Below are 16,944 nucleotides of genomic sequence, written 5' to 3'. Positions count from 1 at the left end.
ATGCAATCTATGTCATTGCGAGGAATGAAGCAATCACGAACTATACAGAGTGGACTTGCATAGTTCGCGATTGCCACGCTATCGCTCGCAATGACATGGTTGTTGTGAGTATCTAAAGCCAACACGTCATCCCCATTTTTTTTCAGGTTTACTTGATGGGCACCTCGCAACGACATAATTAAATTAAAATATACTAATAATCAGCAACTTACAAACATGTCATTATAAGGCACGACTCCACGTTAAGATTCTACCTCTTCGGCAGCTTCAGCATATTTTGAGGGGATGGTATTGTACTCGGCCTTAAACATCTTCACAAAATATTTCTGGCTCTTGAAGCCTACTTTATGGCAAATCTGCGAGATGGTTAAATGGCCGGTTTCCAATAGCTGGGCAGCGCGTTTCAGCCTCATGGATCTAACCAGTTCGTTAGGGGTTTTACCTGTCATGGCCAGGATTTTTTTATAGAGTGTATACCTGCTTACAAAAACTTCGTTACTCAGTTCCTCAACAGAAAAATTGGGATTGGAAATGTTATTATCAATCAAAATAAGCACCTTTTTTATAAACTGCTCATCCGGCGAATCGGTATGCATCTCAGTCGGGCTTACTTCTACCTGCTTGGTATAAGTTTTACGCATGCTTTCCTGCTGGCTCAGTATGTTCCTGATTTTTGATTGTAGTATCTCGAAATTAAAAGGTTTTGTCAGGTAATCTGTTGCGCCGGTTTCCAGTCCTTTTAATTGCTGGTCTTCGCCGGTTAAAGCGGTTAACAATATTACCGGGATGTGCGATGTACGTTTATCATTTTTTATTTTTAAGCAAAGGTCGATGCCATTCATCTCGGGCATGCTGATGTCGCTTACTATCAGGTTAGGATGTTGCGCCAGCGCCTTTTGCCAGCCTTTTTTCCCGTTTTCGGCCTCGATTACGTTGAACGCCGATTTTAAATTATCCTTAATATAAAACCTGAAATCTTCATTATCTTCAACCAATAACACGGTTGGCTTTTTGCCGTCGCGGCTTTCTTTATGGGAGTCAATTTTAGACAAACCATTTAACAGAGCAGGTTCAATGGGATGATCGGGAGGCAAAAGCGTGTCTGTAAAAACACTGATATCCAATTGCACCAGTGGCAACAAAACTGTAAAGCAGCTACCCTGGTCCACTTCGCTCTCTACATAAATTTCTCCTTCGTGCAGCTTTACAAACTCTTTGGTTATAGATAGGCCTATGCCGCTGCCCTGGTTAAGCATCGACCCAGGCAAGTCGTTCTGAAAAAACGGGTCGAAAATTTTGTCCAGCTTATCGGCAACAATACCAATGCCCGTATCAATAACCCTTATTTCTAATAACTGCTGTTCGGTTGCTTTTTTATCAATCAGGTTAATCAAAACGCTTACCTGGCCACCCTCATGTGTAAACTTATAGGCATTTGACAGCAGGTTGAACATGATGCGTTCTATTTTATCATGATCAAAACTTGTATAATAGGTCTCTATTTCAGAGTCGAAAATAAAGCGTATGCTTTTTTGATCGGCTACATCGGTAAATGCAAACGAAAGATCTTTAATAAAGCCAATGATGTCGCCGTTCATTTTATGCAGCTTTAACTCCTGGTACTCCATCTTCCTGAAATCAAGTAATTGGTTTACCAGGTTAAGCAGGCGTTTGGCGTTACGGTTTACCAGCATTAGCTGCCGTTGTACTTCCGGCTCGGCAATTTGTTTCAGGATCTTATCCACCGGGGCCATAATGAGCGATAGCGGGGTACGAAACTCGTGACTTACATTGGTAAAGAATTTAATTTTCATTAAATCCAACTCGTGCATGCGCTGGGCCTCCTCCCGCTCCTTTTCAATAGAAAATTGCAACCGTATTTTCTGGATGCCCCTTCTCCTTAAATATAACAATGAACCTACCGCCAGTAAGGTATATAAAATATAAGCCCAGGTGGTTTTCCAAAATGGCGGCGATATATTGATATTTAATGTAAGCTCGTGCCCATTCCAGCTTTCATTATTGCCCGCGCGTACCCTAAACACGTACCCACCTGGGTCCAGGTTGGTATAAGTGGCTTTCCGAACCTTGTTATCGGCATTTATCCAGCCCTTATCAAAGCCATCCATTTTATACTGGTACTTTATTTTATCGGGGTTAAAGTAATTAAGGGCGGCAAACTCAATAGCAAATACGTTGTCGTTATATTTAAGTTTAAGATCTTTTAAATCGACGATGGACTGTGTTAATATCACCGAGCCGTTCACTTTATCTCCTGCTTTTAACGACTGGTTAAAGATCTGTAAATCGGTAAATACCAAATTTGGCGGGTTTTTACTATCCAGGATATTTGAAGGCTTAAAAATATTAAAGCCATTACCACCGCCAAACAGCAACTCCCCTTCCCTGGTTTTGTACGATGAATTTTCAGTAAACTCACGCCCCTGCAAGCCTTCAGTTTCATTGTAATTAACAAAGCGAAATTTAAGTTTGGCTGCCGAACGATCGATAAAAATGCTTGATAAGCCATTTGGCGTACTTACCCAGATATTGTTGCGGCTAACCTCCTGCATATCTATTACCGTATTGTCGGGCAGGCCGTCAAGCTTGTTAATATTGGTAAATTTTCCGGTTTTATAATCAAATATGCTGATGCCTTCGCGGGTGCTTACCCAGATAAGGCCATCTTTATCTTCTAATATGTTATTGGTATTGTTATTAATAAGGCTGCTGGGGTCTTTGTCATCATGTAAATAATGCAAAAACCGGTGGCTTTTTTTCTCTAAAAGATCTAAACCATAGGCGGTAACAATCCATAAATTTTTGTGCCTGTCTTCAATTACCGAACTTATATAATTGGAATGGACAGAGTTTTCGCTCATATCCCCCTCGTACCTGTAAAGCGCGACCACATTCCGGTTTTTATCCAGAACATTTAAACCTGCCGATAAGGTACCCACCAAAAGGTTGTGGTCGCTATCTTCGGCTATGGCGCAAACCCTGTCTTCAGATATGCTGTTGGCGTTGGCATCGCTATGCCTGTAATGCTTAAATACTTTACCGTCAAAGCAATCAAGGCCGCCATAGTAGGTACCTATCCATAATTTTTGTTCGTGATCAATAAACAGCTTCACTACCACGTTATTGGTAAGGCTGTTTTTATCGGCCGCGTTGTGCAGGTATTGTTTAAAGCCGCCTGTCTTCCTGTCCCAGTAAATCAGCCCTCCGCCGTTGGTGCCTATCCATATATTACCCAGTTTGTCTTCGGCAAAATTATTGACGTCGCTAAACGGCAGGCTGCTTTTATCAGACAAGTGATGCGTGTAGCTTGCAAATTTGATAATGCTTTGGTGATAATAACTTATCCCCCGCTTATAACTGCCGCACCAGATAATGCCAATGTCATCCACATAAACGCAGGTTAGGCTATTTTGGCCAACTGTTTTATCATCATCTTCGCGGTTAAGCAGGTATTGAGTTTTAAAGTCCTGCTTGTTGAGTAAGTTCATACCGCCATGATCTGTTGCTATCCACATGCGGTTTTTATCGTCCTGGGTAACATCCGATATTACATCGGTGTTTATACTGCCGGTTGCCTTTAAAATATGCTTGAATATCTTGTTTTTGGGGCTTATATAAAACACACCTTTTGAGTAACTGGGCACAAAAGCCCAGACATCGTCCTGTTTATCTATAAAAATTTTGTAGGTCGAGCTTAAAGCTGCCGGTAATGGCCCCAGTTTTAAACGGTAATTAACCTTATAACTCTTCGGATCAAGCCGCTCCAATACGCCGGTACCCGATATGAGCCATATATTCCCTTTCGAATCAACCGAAAGATCGGTAACCAGGTTTGAATAAATTGAAGTGGTATCACCATCTTTATGAAGCAGGTTGATGGTTTCTTTTTTTACAGGGTCATACTTAAAAAGGCCCTGTTTGATATTATGTTCTAAAAACCAAAAATTGCCAAACCTGTCTTTTTTTATAGCTAAAATATACGTGTCGTACACTTTAATTTTGTACATAAAATCCCTCAGGTTCCTGCTGAATTTTTCGGTAGCGGGGTCGTAAATATTAAAACCTGTGCGGGTTTCTATCCACAATTTATTTTCGGGGCCTGGGTTAATGCTTACTATATAATCGTCGTCAAGCGTAGTAGAATCGCCGGCAACGTGCTTAAAGCTTTTAAAACTGTAGCCATCGTACTTATTTAAGCCCGATAGTGTACCAAACCACATAAAGCCTTTTTTATCCTTATAAATACAATTTACCTGGTTATGCGACAGGCCTGCATTGATATCGAGGTGCGAAAACCGGAACTGGGTATTTTGCGCTTTTACCGTAAGCAGCGTAAACTGCATCAAAAAAACAAACAGGAAAGCCTTAAGCTTCATGACGGTACAAGCGTATAAAATGGTTTATAACCCCGGATAAATAATCTTAAAGATAGCATTAAAACGGGTTAATAATAAAAAATAATTGCCTGCCGGCGGAAGCTGCATTTACAAAAAGGTGTTAAACAAATAAGCCTGCAATCCTGCCGGTCCTTCATTTTCTCTGTTAAAAGAAAACGGGATACCATAAAAGGATTAAATCAATTTTATATATTTGCGCCGCTGCTCCCGTAGTTCAACGGATAGAATTATGGTTTCCGGTACCATCGATATGAGTTCGAATCTCGTCGGGAGCACTAAAAGCGGATAACTTGAGTTATCCGCTTTTTTGCTTGTTTAGCTGATTTTAATATCGAAATACATATTATCCCTACCTCCCTTTACCCGTAAAGGCAGTTATGGCATTTCCATCATAACGATATACCCCGTCATCAGCGCCAAACCAAATACTTCCGTCATTTGCTTCTAAAACCCCGCAAATCATTCCTTCTCTTAATGTTATTTCGGTTACCGTTGGCTTTTTATCAGTCGAGAATCTTCCGTCATACCTGGAAAGCGCCCATGTTTTATTAGATAAGGACTTTCCGCCATAGCTGGGAAGTACCGGGGCCTGGTTATTATCCCTTTCCGAACTGATCCAGATATTACTTTTTTTATCTTCATAGATATACCCAACAAAACTCCTGTTGTAATTAATAAAGGTATTGCCGTCATAACGCCAAAGGCCATCATTGCCTCCGAGCCAGATATTGCCTCTTTTATCTTCGATTATAGAACGGACATTTATAAAAGGTTTACCATCACGGCTAATAACAGTAAATGCCTTACCATCATAAATGCAGGCATTACCCCCCATGCCAAACCAAAACTTGCCTGTTTTGTCTTCAGTTATTGAATTGATATCATTACCGGGCAGTCCTTCTCTCGTTGTAAAATTTTTAAAGGATTTGCCATTGTAGCGGCTTGCTCCGTTGCCGGTGCCAAACCAAATGTTACCGATTTTATCTTCAAAAATACAGGTAACGCCATTGCCCGCAAGCCCATCTTTTGTTGTAAAATTCCTAAACGATTTACCATCGTAAAAATAAACGCCTGAGCCAATCGAGCCGAACCAAAAGTTACCTTTCCTGTCTTCTAAAACGGAAAAGAAGCGTACGGAACTCACTTTACTGGTGACATTAGTAAAAGATTTTCCATCATATTTAAAAACACCTTCCCATGAAGTAATCCAAATATTGCCCTTTTTATCCTGCTTGACTGCACGTACTATTCCTTTGGGTCCCTGAATAGCGGATACACTTTTGGTTTCAACCGCATCTTGAGCGTCAACTTTGTGTTGAGCCTTCGCGTGAAAATTTACAACAGCCAACAGCATGATCATCAGGCCGTACAAAACACTTCTTTTATTTTTCATATCCTATCAAAGTTGATTCGGCAAAGTTACTCTGATATCTTTCCGGGCAGAGCATTTGGATTGCAAATAAAATTGTAAACGTTGTAAATAATTATTTGACACTATGCTTAACAGCCAAAATCTCCTGGCCGCAAAAAACAAGTACCTCTTTGGATTGATAATGATTTTGTTTATTTCTGGAATGTGCGCAGCTTTCAGTATGAAAACGAGAGAATCAGAAGTTAACGAGAGTCAGTTATCGCGTTGCCGAAATCAGGACGAGAAACTTGTTACAATAAGGAGGAACGATGATGCCCCCCTACCTAACCGAACGAATCTGCATAGTTCGAGGTTATTAATGTGTATTTTTATTTTTATAGGTATTAATGAGTTCCCTGCGGTCGTTTATCTTCGTACCTCGTAACGACGCTTTTTTTTCGTTATAGTTTGTTAATGAAATCGATTTTAAATAGCTTCTAAATCAAGAATAATTCTAACTTACATTCAGGCTTACTACTATAACTGAACAGTAGTATATTCGTTATTAAAACCAAAACAAATGCACCACGAACACCATGTAACCAGTTCGGAAACCATCAGGGACATTGTTATCGGCATGTCCGACGGTTTAACGGTTCCCTTCGCTTTGGCAGCTGGGTTAAGCGGGGCTATTAGTTCGTCAACCCTTGTGGTAACCGCGGGTATTGCCGAGATTGTTGCCGGATCAATTGCCATGGGCTTAGGCGGATACCTTGCCGGGCGCACGGAAGTAGACCATTACCAATCGGAACTAAAACGGGAGTATGAGGAAGTGGAGAAACTACCCGAGCAGGAAAAGGCCGAAGTAATGGAAGTGTTTGCCGGGTTCGGCCTATCTGAACCATTGCAACGGCAAATTGCCGATGAACTTGCTAAAGACAAAAAGCAATGGGTAGATTTTATGATGCGTTATGAACTTGGGCTTGAAGAACCTAATGCAAACCGCGCCACTAAAAGCGCTATCACCATTGGGCTATCCTACATTATTGGCGGCATTATTCCCTTATCGCCATACATCATTATCGACCAGGCACAAGAGGCCCTCTATTACTCGTGCGGGGTTACCTTAATCTGCCTGTTTATATTTGGTTATTTTAAAAGCAAGATGACCGGACAGCCGGCATTAAGCGGCGCTTTCAAAGTAGTGGTAATTGGCGCGCTTGCCGCCGGGGCCGCGTTCCTGATGGCAAAGCTGATTACGGGGAAATAAAATGCTATTTTGATAGCTCGCAGTTAATGGTGTCCGTTATATTCAAGACCAAAACACGATAGCCGGAGACTACAGGCATAATTAATTCGCCAGAACTTTGGAACGGCGGCAGCCCTGGGATGCGCTGCCTTATCCACCGCTTCTCTATAATGAATCACCATAAGCTGAATCCCTTTTTTTATACCCCAAAATAGCGGGAACTTACTCGAATAGATTCCGTATAAGCAAGCAGGATTAGTAATATTTAATTATAAATTAAATAAAATCAACAAATCATGTAGATGTTTAGCCACTTAACTCATTCTCATTCTACATTTTAATCGCGCTATACAATCTCATAGCTAATCCTTTCTCAATGATAATTTTGTTTTTGAAGAAAAAACTAAAAGATATTACGATATCTAATAAACTATATTTCACGGTTGGTATAATGGCGTTCCTGGTAACTCTGGAGGTATGTACCCTCTGGTTTGCAATAGGCACACTTTCATCCGTCAGGTCTATGATAAATGGTGAGGGGTTATGGTCAAAAGCGCAGAAAGACGCTGTATTTAGTTTGTTTGTCTATGCGCACTCGCACCAGGAAACAGATTACCAGGCTTTTCGCGAATTTTTAAAGGTTCCACTCGGTGACAATAAAACTCTCCACGAATTAAAAAAATCAAATCCTGATCTTCGGATCGCCCGTGATGGCTTTATAGAAGGCCGTAACCACGCTGATGATGTTGCTGGAATGATCGGCCTTATCACCCACTTTCACAACATTTCCTACATTAACAAGGCAATTGTTGCCTGGAGCGATGCAGAGCAGAATATGGGGCAACTAATTACCCTGAGCGATAAGCTGCACATTATGGTAAACTCGGGGGCAGTTTCGCAGCAGGAAATTGATAAGTTGATGTCACAGGCCAACAAGCTAAACAACAAACTTACCAAATCTGAAGATGATTTTTCGTTTATACTTGGCGAGGGCGCCCGTTGGCTCGAGCGCATTGTTTTGCGAATTTTGCTGACCCTGTCAATTACCATAGGTGCAACAAGTATATTGATAACAATTTCGGTGACCCGCGGTATCGAAAAGGGCATTAAAGCTATAGTAGACGGCGCGGTATTGGTTAGTAAGGGCTTATTGGGTACAAGAGTAAAAGTTTATTCGGGCGATGAAATTGGCATGCTCGCTACTTCTTTTAACCAGATGACTGATACGCTGGAACATAACATACACGATATAGGCGAGCTTACAGACAAAAAGGACAAACTTAACAGGGAAAAAGAAAAAGCCGAAACCTCGGAGAGGACCAAACAGCTTTTCCTGGCCAAAATGAGCCATGAGATTCGCACCCCAATGAATGCCATTCTTGGCTTCGCAAAGCTACTCGAGGAAACTATTAAAGGCGAAGAGGAACAGGAATATATACGGATCATTATTAAATCGGGCGATAATCTGTTGGTTATTTTAAATGACATCCTCGATTTTGCGAGGATGGAGGCCGGTAAAATTGTTTTTGAAAGCATACCAATCCACATAAGGGATATTGTCCACCTCAACATCAGGATGATGGAGTCGAAGAAAAAAAATCTCGAACTCACCTGCAGTGTCGACGAGAAAGTACCTGAAACAGTATTGGGAGATTCGGTGAGGTTGAACCAGATTTTGTTAAACCTTATCTCGAACGCTATAAAGTTCACCGAAAAAGGAGGGGTATTTATTACTGTAGTTTGTGCGAAGGAAAATGCCGATAACGTTTTAGTCGATTTCGGAGTTAGGGATACCGGCATAGGTATCCCTATAGAAAAGCAGGCGAAAATTTTCGAGAGTTTTGAACAGGCTACCAATGATACCGCCCGCAAATTCGGCGGAGCCGGACTGGGACTTAGCATTGTGAAGCAACTGGTAGAATTGCAGAAGGGGGTAATTTTTGTTCATAGCGAAGCCGGAATGGGTTCGGAGTTTCATTTCAGGTTGCCGTTTTTAAAATTTGATGCCGAAACGCAAACCATTTCCGCTATAAAAACCCAAACAACAACCCAAAGCGGAAATGGCATTAAAGTTTTAGTGGTAGAAGACAACGCGATAAACCAGCTGCTGGCGGTAAAAATACTCAAAAACCAAGGCTTTGAAACCGAAGTGGCCGAAAACGGATTAATTGCCTTAAGCAAATACGAGCATAACGATTTTGATATTATCCTGATGGATATACAAATGCCCGGGATGGATGGTTATGAAGCTACACAAAAAATACGCAAGCTAAAAACCTATAAAAAGAACATTCCTATTATTGCCATGACGGCACACACTATTAAAGGCGAACACGAGCATTGTATAAAAGTAGGAATGAATGATTTTATTTCGAAACCGTTTGATAAAAATGAATTGTATCAAAAGATTTTTGAACTTCTTAAAAAGCAATAAAACTGCCGCATTCAAATCGCGATAAAAAACGAATGGCGCTCGCGCGCTTCATAAAACACAATATGTCATCGCCCGCCAGTCGGGTCGGAGGGCAATAACATAATTTTATGCGCAGGCTGCAGCTGTCTTAATTCTTGATTCTAACCTCTTGCCTCTCTCGTTAAACGTTAAACCTGAAGTGCATAATATCGCCATCCTGCACAATGTAGGTTTTACCTTCAACGCCCAATTTACCGTTCTCTTTTATGGTAGCTTCAACGCCGTTAAATTTTACAAAGTCGTCGTATTTAATCACTTCGGCACGGATAAAGCCTTTTTCAAAATCGGTATGGATAACGCCTGCTGCCTGCGGCGCTGTAAAGCCCTGGGTAATTGTCCAGGCGCGTACTTCCTGTACACCGGCGGTAAAATAGGTGGCCAGGTTTAGCAAACGGTAGGCCGCTTTTATCAGTTTGTTAACGCCTGATTCTGTTAAACCCAAATCGTTCAAAAACATCTGGCGTTCTTCGTATGATTCCAGCTCGGCAATTTCGGCTTCAATTTGTGCAGATATGATCAGCACTTCGGCTTTCTCCTCAGCTACGGCGGCTTTCACCTGTTCAACGTAAGCATTACCTGTACTTACAGATCCTTCGTCAACATTACAAACGTACATCACCGGTTTAGCGGTAAGCAGCCAGATATCGGCTATATATTCTTTGTCTTCTTCGGCAACCGGTGCAGTACGCGCCGATTTACCTTGCAGCAAATGGTTTTTATAAACGGTTAAAACATCAAAGGTCTTTTTCGCTTCTTTGTCGCCACCGGTTTTGGCCATTTTCTCAACTTTCTGAATCTTTTTCTCGATAGAATCCAAATCCTTTAGCTGCAATTCGGTATCAATGATCTCTTTATCGCGGATCGGGTCAACCGAGCCATCAACATGGATCACGTTATCGTTATCAAAGCAACGCAATACGTGGATAATAGCGTTTGTAGCACGAATGTTGGCCAAAAACTGGTTACCCAATCCCTCGCCCTTGCTGGCTCCTTTTACAAGGCCGGCAATGTCAACAATTTCGATTACGTTGGGTACAATAGCCTTTGGCTGTACTATTTCGGTAAGCTTTGTTAAACGCTCATCCGGCACCGTAATTACGCCCACATTTGGCTCGATGGTGCAAAACGGAAAGTTAGCCGCCTGCGCCTTGGCATTTGATAAGCAATTAAAAAGTGTTGATTTACCCACATTTGGCAAACCTACTATCCCACATTGTAAACCCATTGTTTAGTTGATTAAGTTGATTGGGTGAGTGGTTGATTAAGTTAAAAATCAGAAATGGTTGGAGGTTTTAACTAACCTAATCAACCATTTAACCTAATCAACCACTCACTTTAAAAAGCGCAAAGATAACAGAATTTTTTGCCCGATTATTTGAAAAAATAAACGACTTTTGCCCTCGTTAAAAAACAGGGTCACATTAAATAATACGATGTAAAAAACGAGGGCATTTATATGGAAGAGATGGTTGAGCAAATAGAATTGTTACTGGAACAGGAAGACAATACCCAATTACAGGAATATTTGAACAACCTTAATATATCGGATGTTGAAGAACTGATTGACGAACTTCCTGAACAAGGCCCTTTATTTATAGAAATACTTACGCTTAACCGCGCTGTAAACGTATTCCGTATCCTTGATTTCCCAACGCAGGAACGGATTATCAAAAAGCTCTCGGGCCCGCGGGTTGCCGATTTGGTTAACGAATTACCCCCCGATGACCGCACCGCCCTTTTTGCCGAATTACACGGCGATGCTGTTAAAAAACTGATCCTGCACTTATCGCCCGAAAATCGCAAAGAAGCGCTATCTCTTTTAGGATACGAGGAAGACAGCGTTGGCCGTTTGATGACGCCGGATTATATTGCCGTAAAAAAGAACTGGGATGTTACAAGGGTGCTCTCGCATATCCGCCGCTATGGTAAAAACTCCGAAACCATTGACGTTATTTATGTTATAGACGAGAATGGAATTTTGCTGGATGATATCCGTATCCGCGAAATACTGTTAGTAAAACCCGAAACAAAGGTATCCGACCTGATGGACGGCCGCCTGATAGCCTTAAGCGCCAGCGATCCGCAGGAAGAGGCGATCAATATTTTCAGGATGAATAACCGCACCGCTTTGCCGGTAGTTGATAAGGAAAATATACTGTTAGGTATTGTAACGGTAGATGATATTTTATGGATAGCTAATGAAGAATACACAGAAGATATTCAAAAAATAGGTGGTACCGAGGCACTCGACGAGCCTTACCTGGATATCAATTTATTCCGGCTGGTAAAAAAACGTGTAGGCTGGCTCATTATCCTGTTCCTTGGCGAAATGCTTACAGCCACGGCTATGGGTTATTTTGAAGATTCGATAAAAAAAGCTGTAGTGCTTGCTTTGTTTATTCCGCTCATTATCTCAAGCGGCGGTAATGGCGGATCGCAGGCTTCTACACTTATTATACAAGCGATGGCTCTTGGCGAGGTTACCGTTGCGGACTGGTGGCGGGTAATGCGGCGCGAAATACTATCGGGCCTGATGTTAGGAGTAACATTGGGGCTTATTGGGTTTGCCAGAATTTATGTTTGGCATTTATTCTCCACCGTTTATGGCCCTCATTGGATACTTGTTGGTTTTACTGTTGGCAGCGCCCTTGTAGGGGTAGTTTTATGGGGATCATTAGCCGGATCGATGCTTCCGCTGATACTCAAAAAATGCGGCGCCGACCCTGCCACCTCATCCGCGCCATTTGTAGCCACCCTGGTTGATGTAACGGGCCTGATCATTTACTTCACAGTTGCCATCATTTTCATGAAGGGCACAATGCTGTAGTTTCGTCATATTTGACATTATTGTTTGGTTAAATATTTATATATCTTTAGTACTGTATAAATACTTAAACTTAAAACACTTATAATGGAAACTGAAGAAACCTACGTCACCCCTCCCGGCTCCGCCGACATCATTTTAACAGCCGAAGCCCAAAGTTATTTACTCTCGGCAGGCAAATGGGCTACCTTTTTAGGTATCCTGGGCTTTATTTTTTGCGGCCTGTTTGCATTGGTAGCCTTATCAATAGGTACTATTTTTTCAAAAATGGCCGAAACGATGCCCTACAACCCTGGCCTCAAAATGATGGCAGGTTTTGGTAGCGGCGTCACAGTTTTTTACTTGCTGATTGATTTGCTTTATTTTTTCTTCGCACTTTATATTTACCAGTTTGCTGTAAAAATAAAGGCAGGTGTAAACTTTAAGGATACCGCCCATATAACAGCCGGCCTGGGTAAGCTAAAATCTTTTTTTAAGCTATGGGGAATTGTAACCATAGTTTTCATTTGCGTTTACGTATTAGCGATAGTATGTTTTGTAGTATTTGCTGCAACTATGGCAAAAGATATGTCTGCAGGAATGTAATGGTACGTTATTAAAATAAAAACCCTGCCTTTGGGGCAGGGTTTAATTATATCAGTTTAGCGTTGATTCTTTTGTTGTTAAATTTCGAACGAGAAGTCTTCATCGGCAGATGCTTTGGCAACTTCCGGGTTTTCGTTGTATTCGTAGCGTTTTTCAACTACATCCTGGTTTGCCCTGATGTAATCAACTGTATCTTTTAAACCCTCGGCAAATTTTTCAAAATCCTCTTTGTACAAAAAAATCTTGTGCTTAATAAAAACCCCATCTTCCAAACGTTTTTTGCTTTCTGTTATCGTAACATAATAGTCGTTTGAGCGGGTTGCCTTTACATCAAAAAAATACGTTCTCTTCCCGGCTCTCACCTTTTTAGAAAATACCTCTTCACGTTCTCTATTGTCAAAATCTCCCATAAATATCCCAGTAATTAGTTTTGGTTGGCATAAATATAAATAAATTTTCAAAGTGCAAGTACTTTATTCGATTTTATTGAAATTTTTAGAACAAAATGGAGGTTTCTTTGTACAAAAGTTAATTTTTTTTATCCCAAAAGTGTAATGAAATTCAATATACCGGCCCCAATTTACGCGTCTTGCTCTTCTTCCAACAGCTGCTTTTCGTACAACTCAAAGTAGGTGCCTTTAAGCTGCATTAAGTATTCATGGTTACCATGTTCAACAATTTCGCCATTATCCATCACCATTATCTTATCGGCATTTTTTATGGTAGATATACGGTGCGCAATAATAATACTGGTTTTACCCTGCATAACACGGCCCAGGTTGTTTAATATCTCCTCTTCGGTACGGGTATCAACAGCCGATAGGCAATCATCAAATATCAATATCTGCGGATGCTTAAAAATGGCCCTGGCTATAGATACACGCTGTTTTTGCCCGCCTGATAAAGTTACGCCGCGCTCGCCAATTAATGTTGTAAAACCGTCTTCCAGTTCCATAATATTATTGTAAACAGCAGCATCCCGGGCGGCTTGTTCTACCACCGGCAAATCAAGCACATCGGCGCTAAAGGCAATATTGTTGGCAATAGTATCGCTAAACAGGAAAACCTCCTGCGGCACAAAGCCAACTTGCGAGCGATATCCCTCCAGGTTAAGCTGTTGCAGCGGAATATTATCAGCTAAAACCTGCCCGCCGGTAGCATCATACATGCGCATAACCAGGTTAGCTATGGTCGATTTGCCCGAACCAGTGCGCCCAATAATGGCTACCATTTGCCCCGGCTCAACCTTGAACGAAACATTTTTCAAAGCCTGGATGCCTGTATCAGGGTAAATGAACGATACATTATCAAACTCAAGCGCCCCTTTAATAGCATGTGCCGGTGCTTTTGACGATATGATCTCCGGCTGCTGATGCAAAAATTCATTAATCCGCTTTTGCGACGCAGCCGCCCGCTGCACCAGCGATGTTACCCAACCCAAAGCAATTACCGGGAAATTGAGCATATTCAGGTACACAATAAATTCGGCAATATTGCCCGATGTAATATTGCCCTTCATTACCTCTACCCCACCCACATACATGGTAATTACGTTACTTAGGCCAACCAGCAACAGCATAATGGGGTAAAACATAGCCTGCACTTTGGCCAGGGCCATGGAGTGCATTTTATAATTTTCACTCTCGGCAGCAAACCTTTGCCTTACGAAAGCTTCCCTGACATAGGATTTTATCACCCTGATACCAGAAAAATTTTCCTGCACAAAACTCGACAGGCCCGACAACCGCTCCTGGATCTGCTCGCTCCTGTAGTTAATTACATTATTCACATAATAAATAATCCCCGCCAGTACCGGCAGCGGCAATACCGACCATACAGCCAGCCGCACATTTACGGTAAGCATGGCATAAATTACCATTACAAACAACACCACGGTATTAATGGTATACATGATGCCCGGCCCAAGGTACATGCGTACCCTACTCACATCTTCGGTAACCCGGTTCATCAGGTCGCCGGTGTTGTGGCGGCGGTAGAAAGCCAGCGACAGGCGTTGGTAGTGATTATAGATTTCGTTCTTCAAATCATACTCTATATGCCTGGACATCAGGATAATGGTTTGGCGCATAAAAAACAGGAACAAGCCCCGCAGCAGCGCCAGCACAAGTACCAGCACACCAAACAACATCAGGCTGCTGCCAAAAATATCGTAGATCATACCCTGCCGGTTAAAGCCTGCAAAAAGGTGGTAAGCGCCAATATTTTCGGTAACCAGGTCGAAGGCTACACGGATAACCTGGGCGGGCAATACGCCAAAAATGTTGGATATAATTACAAACAACACTCCCGGGATTAGCCGCCAGCGGTATTTGTAAAAAAACTTATTGAGATATGCCAGGTCTTTCATTTATATACTCCGGAAGTTAGGAAAGTCGGCAAGTCCGAAAGTCTGCTTTTCCGCCTGACCAAAAGTATTAAAATTTGAGTGGATTGTTGGCGACCGAAAAGTAACATTGATGTAAGAAATTAACAGGCGAAAGGTAAAAGGCGAAAGGTGAAAGGTAAAAGGTGAAAGGTAAAAGGCAAAAGGCAAAAGGTGAAAGGTAAAAGGTGAAAAGGCCTGACTGATTACCGGATTGCTTTTTTACCTTTGCGGCATGACAGAGCAGGAGTTGACAGCTTATTTCGAAAATGCAAATTTACCCCAAACTTTAAGAATTGACCGGGCAACCACCCAACACGACGTGAAAGAAGCCGTGGCCCGCAACCTGGAAACCATGCGTACCGAAGCTAAACATGCCGGGGCCAGGCACCGCCTCATGCGCATTATCAACGCGCTCGAAAACCCTTACGATGGGCCGGGAATTCCCCGCCCGTGGTAACTGGCGCAATTGTCAAAAAAACGTCAAATAATGGATCATAAAAACCTGCTGATCTTAAGTTAACAGGACTAAGCCGTAAGTCGAAAAATAAATTTTGACTTAGAACTTAAGACTTTCGGCTAAAGACTATCTCAATGCCCGACGCTCACTACCCGGCTAACTTTCCATTGGCCGTCTTTTAACTGCCAAACGTGAACAAACTTCATAATGCCAATTACAGGCTTACCGTTTTCGGTATGGGTAAAACGGTGAGTGCCCATTTCAATGGCGCCGAAACCGGGCATGGGGTACACCTCCAGGCTTTCGGGCAGCAGGTCGCGGCGCAGGTCGGCGGCTTGTTTGTTTTCAAAAATGCCCTTAAAGCCGGCCATAGTGGCATCATAACCGGTAATACCTTTGCCATCATTATAAAACTCTACATCGGCAGTAAATAAACCCTTCATTACATCCAGGTTACGGTTGTTAAAGGCATCAAACATTACGCTATCCATATGCGCAATGGTTTTAAACAGGGCTGGGTCTTTCGGTTTAAAGGCTGTGGTTTGGGCCTTAGCAGTAAAACTGCCTGCAAGAATAATAAACATTGCCGAAAAACATATACAGAAAAATAAACGGAGCTTTGTCATGGTTAAAATGTTAATTATACCGGGTAGACGCCCGTGCCCAGGCTATTGTTACCGGTAAACAAAATTATTTACAGGCGCGACTACGTGTTTAAAGGCTAAGCGTTGAGAGATGGACGCTAAATTCTCCTTTGATACCATTAAAGCGCCCCCCTCCCCGCTCCATTTTTGAATTTTGACTTTTAACTTTTGACTTACCCAATGGCGCTGCCTGCGGCCCGGGCTATCCGTTCCAAGTCCTCGCAAGCCGGGGTTCAACATTCATTACCTGCTTCCCTTTTTCTTGCTCCAAAAATCCATTGTCAACACCCCCTATCCTGGCTTTCAATCATATAGGCATATTCAGCTATTAATTAGCCATGAAACTTATTTAACCGGGTTTCTTTCGCAATTCAACCCAGATGCCTATTTTAGCCTGACTAACAACCTTATTCAAATGAATACGCCCGTTAAATCTCCTGTAATCAAAATATTATCCGGCTTCAAAAACCGGGGCACAGGATATTTTCACCAACAGTACCCGGCCACCATCGCCCTGCTATCAGCACAAATTGCCCTTTTTAATTAATGCACTGTTC

Annotated in this window: 12 protein-coding genes and 1 tRNA gene; 7 read left to right on the top strand and 6 right to left on the bottom strand. The window is 42.1% G+C overall.

All coding sequences use genetic code 11. From position 1 onward, the window contains the following. Positions 1 to 242: 242 nt before the first annotated feature. Positions 243 to 4,397: a hybrid sensor histidine kinase/response regulator gene (locus AC1DXF_RS26950; RefSeq protein WP_477451788.1), complete on the bottom strand. Its 4,155-nt coding sequence runs from the start codon at positions 4,395 to 4,397 to the stop codon at positions 243 to 245. A gap of 224 nt (positions 4,398 to 4,621) precedes the next feature. Between AC1DXF_RS26950 and AC1DXF_RS26945 the strand changes: the two genes are divergently transcribed. Then, positions 4,622 to 4,693, top strand: a tRNA-Arg gene (locus tag AC1DXF_RS26945). A gap of 74 nt (positions 4,694 to 4,767) precedes the next feature. Here the strand turns inward: AC1DXF_RS26945 and AC1DXF_RS26940 are convergent. Continuing rightward, complete coding sequence (locus AC1DXF_RS26940) at positions 4,768 to 5,811, bottom strand: ligand-binding sensor domain-containing protein (RefSeq protein ID WP_477451787.1); 1,044 nt, start codon at positions 5,809 to 5,811, stop codon at positions 4,768 to 4,770. A 538-nt stretch (positions 5,812 to 6,349) separates the two neighbouring features. On the opposite strand from AC1DXF_RS26940, the gene AC1DXF_RS26935 reads away from it, so the two are divergent. After that, positions 6,350 to 7,039 (top strand): VIT1/CCC1 transporter family protein, encoded by a 690-nt coding sequence (locus AC1DXF_RS26935; RefSeq protein ID WP_477451786.1) that lies wholly within the window; start codon positions 6,350 to 6,352, stop codon positions 7,037 to 7,039. 370 nt (positions 7,040 to 7,409) lie between these two features. Continuing rightward, positions 7,410 to 9,452: a hybrid sensor histidine kinase/response regulator gene (locus AC1DXF_RS26930; RefSeq protein WP_477451785.1), complete on the top strand. Its 2,043-nt coding sequence runs from the start codon at positions 7,410 to 7,412 to the stop codon at positions 9,450 to 9,452. A 160-nt stretch (positions 9,453 to 9,612) separates the two neighbouring features. On the opposite strand, the gene ychF is transcribed toward AC1DXF_RS26930, so the two are convergent. After that, positions 9,613 to 10,716: a redox-regulated ATPase YchF gene (gene ychF / locus AC1DXF_RS26925; RefSeq protein ID WP_477451784.1), complete on the bottom strand. Its 1,104-nt coding sequence runs from the start codon at positions 10,714 to 10,716 to the stop codon at positions 9,613 to 9,615. A gap of 231 nt (positions 10,717 to 10,947) precedes the next feature. Here ychF and mgtE point away from each other — a divergent pair, with 231 nt between their 5' ends. Beyond that, positions 10,948 to 12,318 (top strand): magnesium transporter, encoded by a 1,371-nt coding sequence (gene mgtE / locus AC1DXF_RS26920; protein WP_477451783.1) that lies wholly within the window; start codon positions 10,948 to 10,950, stop codon positions 12,316 to 12,318. Positions 12,319 to 12,402: 84 nt separating this feature from the next. Further along, entirely contained in the window at positions 12,403 to 12,900 is a 498-nt protein-coding gene (locus AC1DXF_RS26915; protein ID WP_477451782.1) for a DUF5362 family protein, read from the top strand. Between the two features lie 77 nt (positions 12,901 to 12,977). On the opposite strand, the gene AC1DXF_RS26910 is transcribed toward AC1DXF_RS26915, so the two are convergent. Both AC1DXF_RS26910 and AC1DXF_RS26905 read right to left on the bottom strand, forming a co-directional pair. After that, on the bottom strand, positions 12,978 to 13,310 hold the full coding sequence (locus AC1DXF_RS26910) for a DUF3276 family protein (RefSeq protein WP_274213831.1): 333 nt from the start codon (positions 13,308 to 13,310) through the stop codon (positions 12,978 to 12,980). 170 nt (positions 13,311 to 13,480) lie between these two features. Then, positions 13,481 to 15,268: an ABC transporter ATP-binding protein gene (locus AC1DXF_RS26905; RefSeq protein WP_477451781.1), complete on the bottom strand. Its 1,788-nt coding sequence runs from the start codon at positions 15,266 to 15,268 to the stop codon at positions 13,481 to 13,483. A gap of 250 nt (positions 15,269 to 15,518) precedes the next feature. Here AC1DXF_RS26905 and AC1DXF_RS26900 point away from each other — a divergent pair, with 250 nt between their 5' ends. Beyond that, positions 15,519 to 15,743, top strand: coding sequence for a DUF6965 family protein (locus tag AC1DXF_RS26900; RefSeq protein WP_477451780.1), 225 nt, complete (start codon positions 15,519 to 15,521; stop codon positions 15,741 to 15,743). 131 nt (positions 15,744 to 15,874) lie between these two features. Here AC1DXF_RS26900 and AC1DXF_RS26895 read toward each other — a convergent pair whose 3' ends face one another. After that, positions 15,875 to 16,369, bottom strand: coding sequence for a nuclear transport factor 2 family protein (locus tag AC1DXF_RS26895; RefSeq protein WP_477451779.1), 495 nt, complete (start codon positions 16,367 to 16,369; stop codon positions 15,875 to 15,877). Positions 16,370 to 16,802: 433 nt separating this feature from the next. Here AC1DXF_RS26895 and AC1DXF_RS26890 point away from each other — a divergent pair, with 433 nt between their 5' ends. After that, positions 16,803 to 16,934: a hypothetical protein gene (locus tag AC1DXF_RS26890; protein ID WP_477451778.1), complete on the top strand. Its 132-nt coding sequence runs from the start codon at positions 16,803 to 16,805 to the stop codon at positions 16,932 to 16,934. Positions 16,935 to 16,944: the final 10 nt, after the last annotated feature.

The organism is Mucilaginibacter sp. P2_A5 (assembly GCF_056404995.1).
The sequence above is the reverse complement of the archived record's forward strand: the minus strand, read 5'-3'. Positions and strand labels throughout refer to the sequence as shown.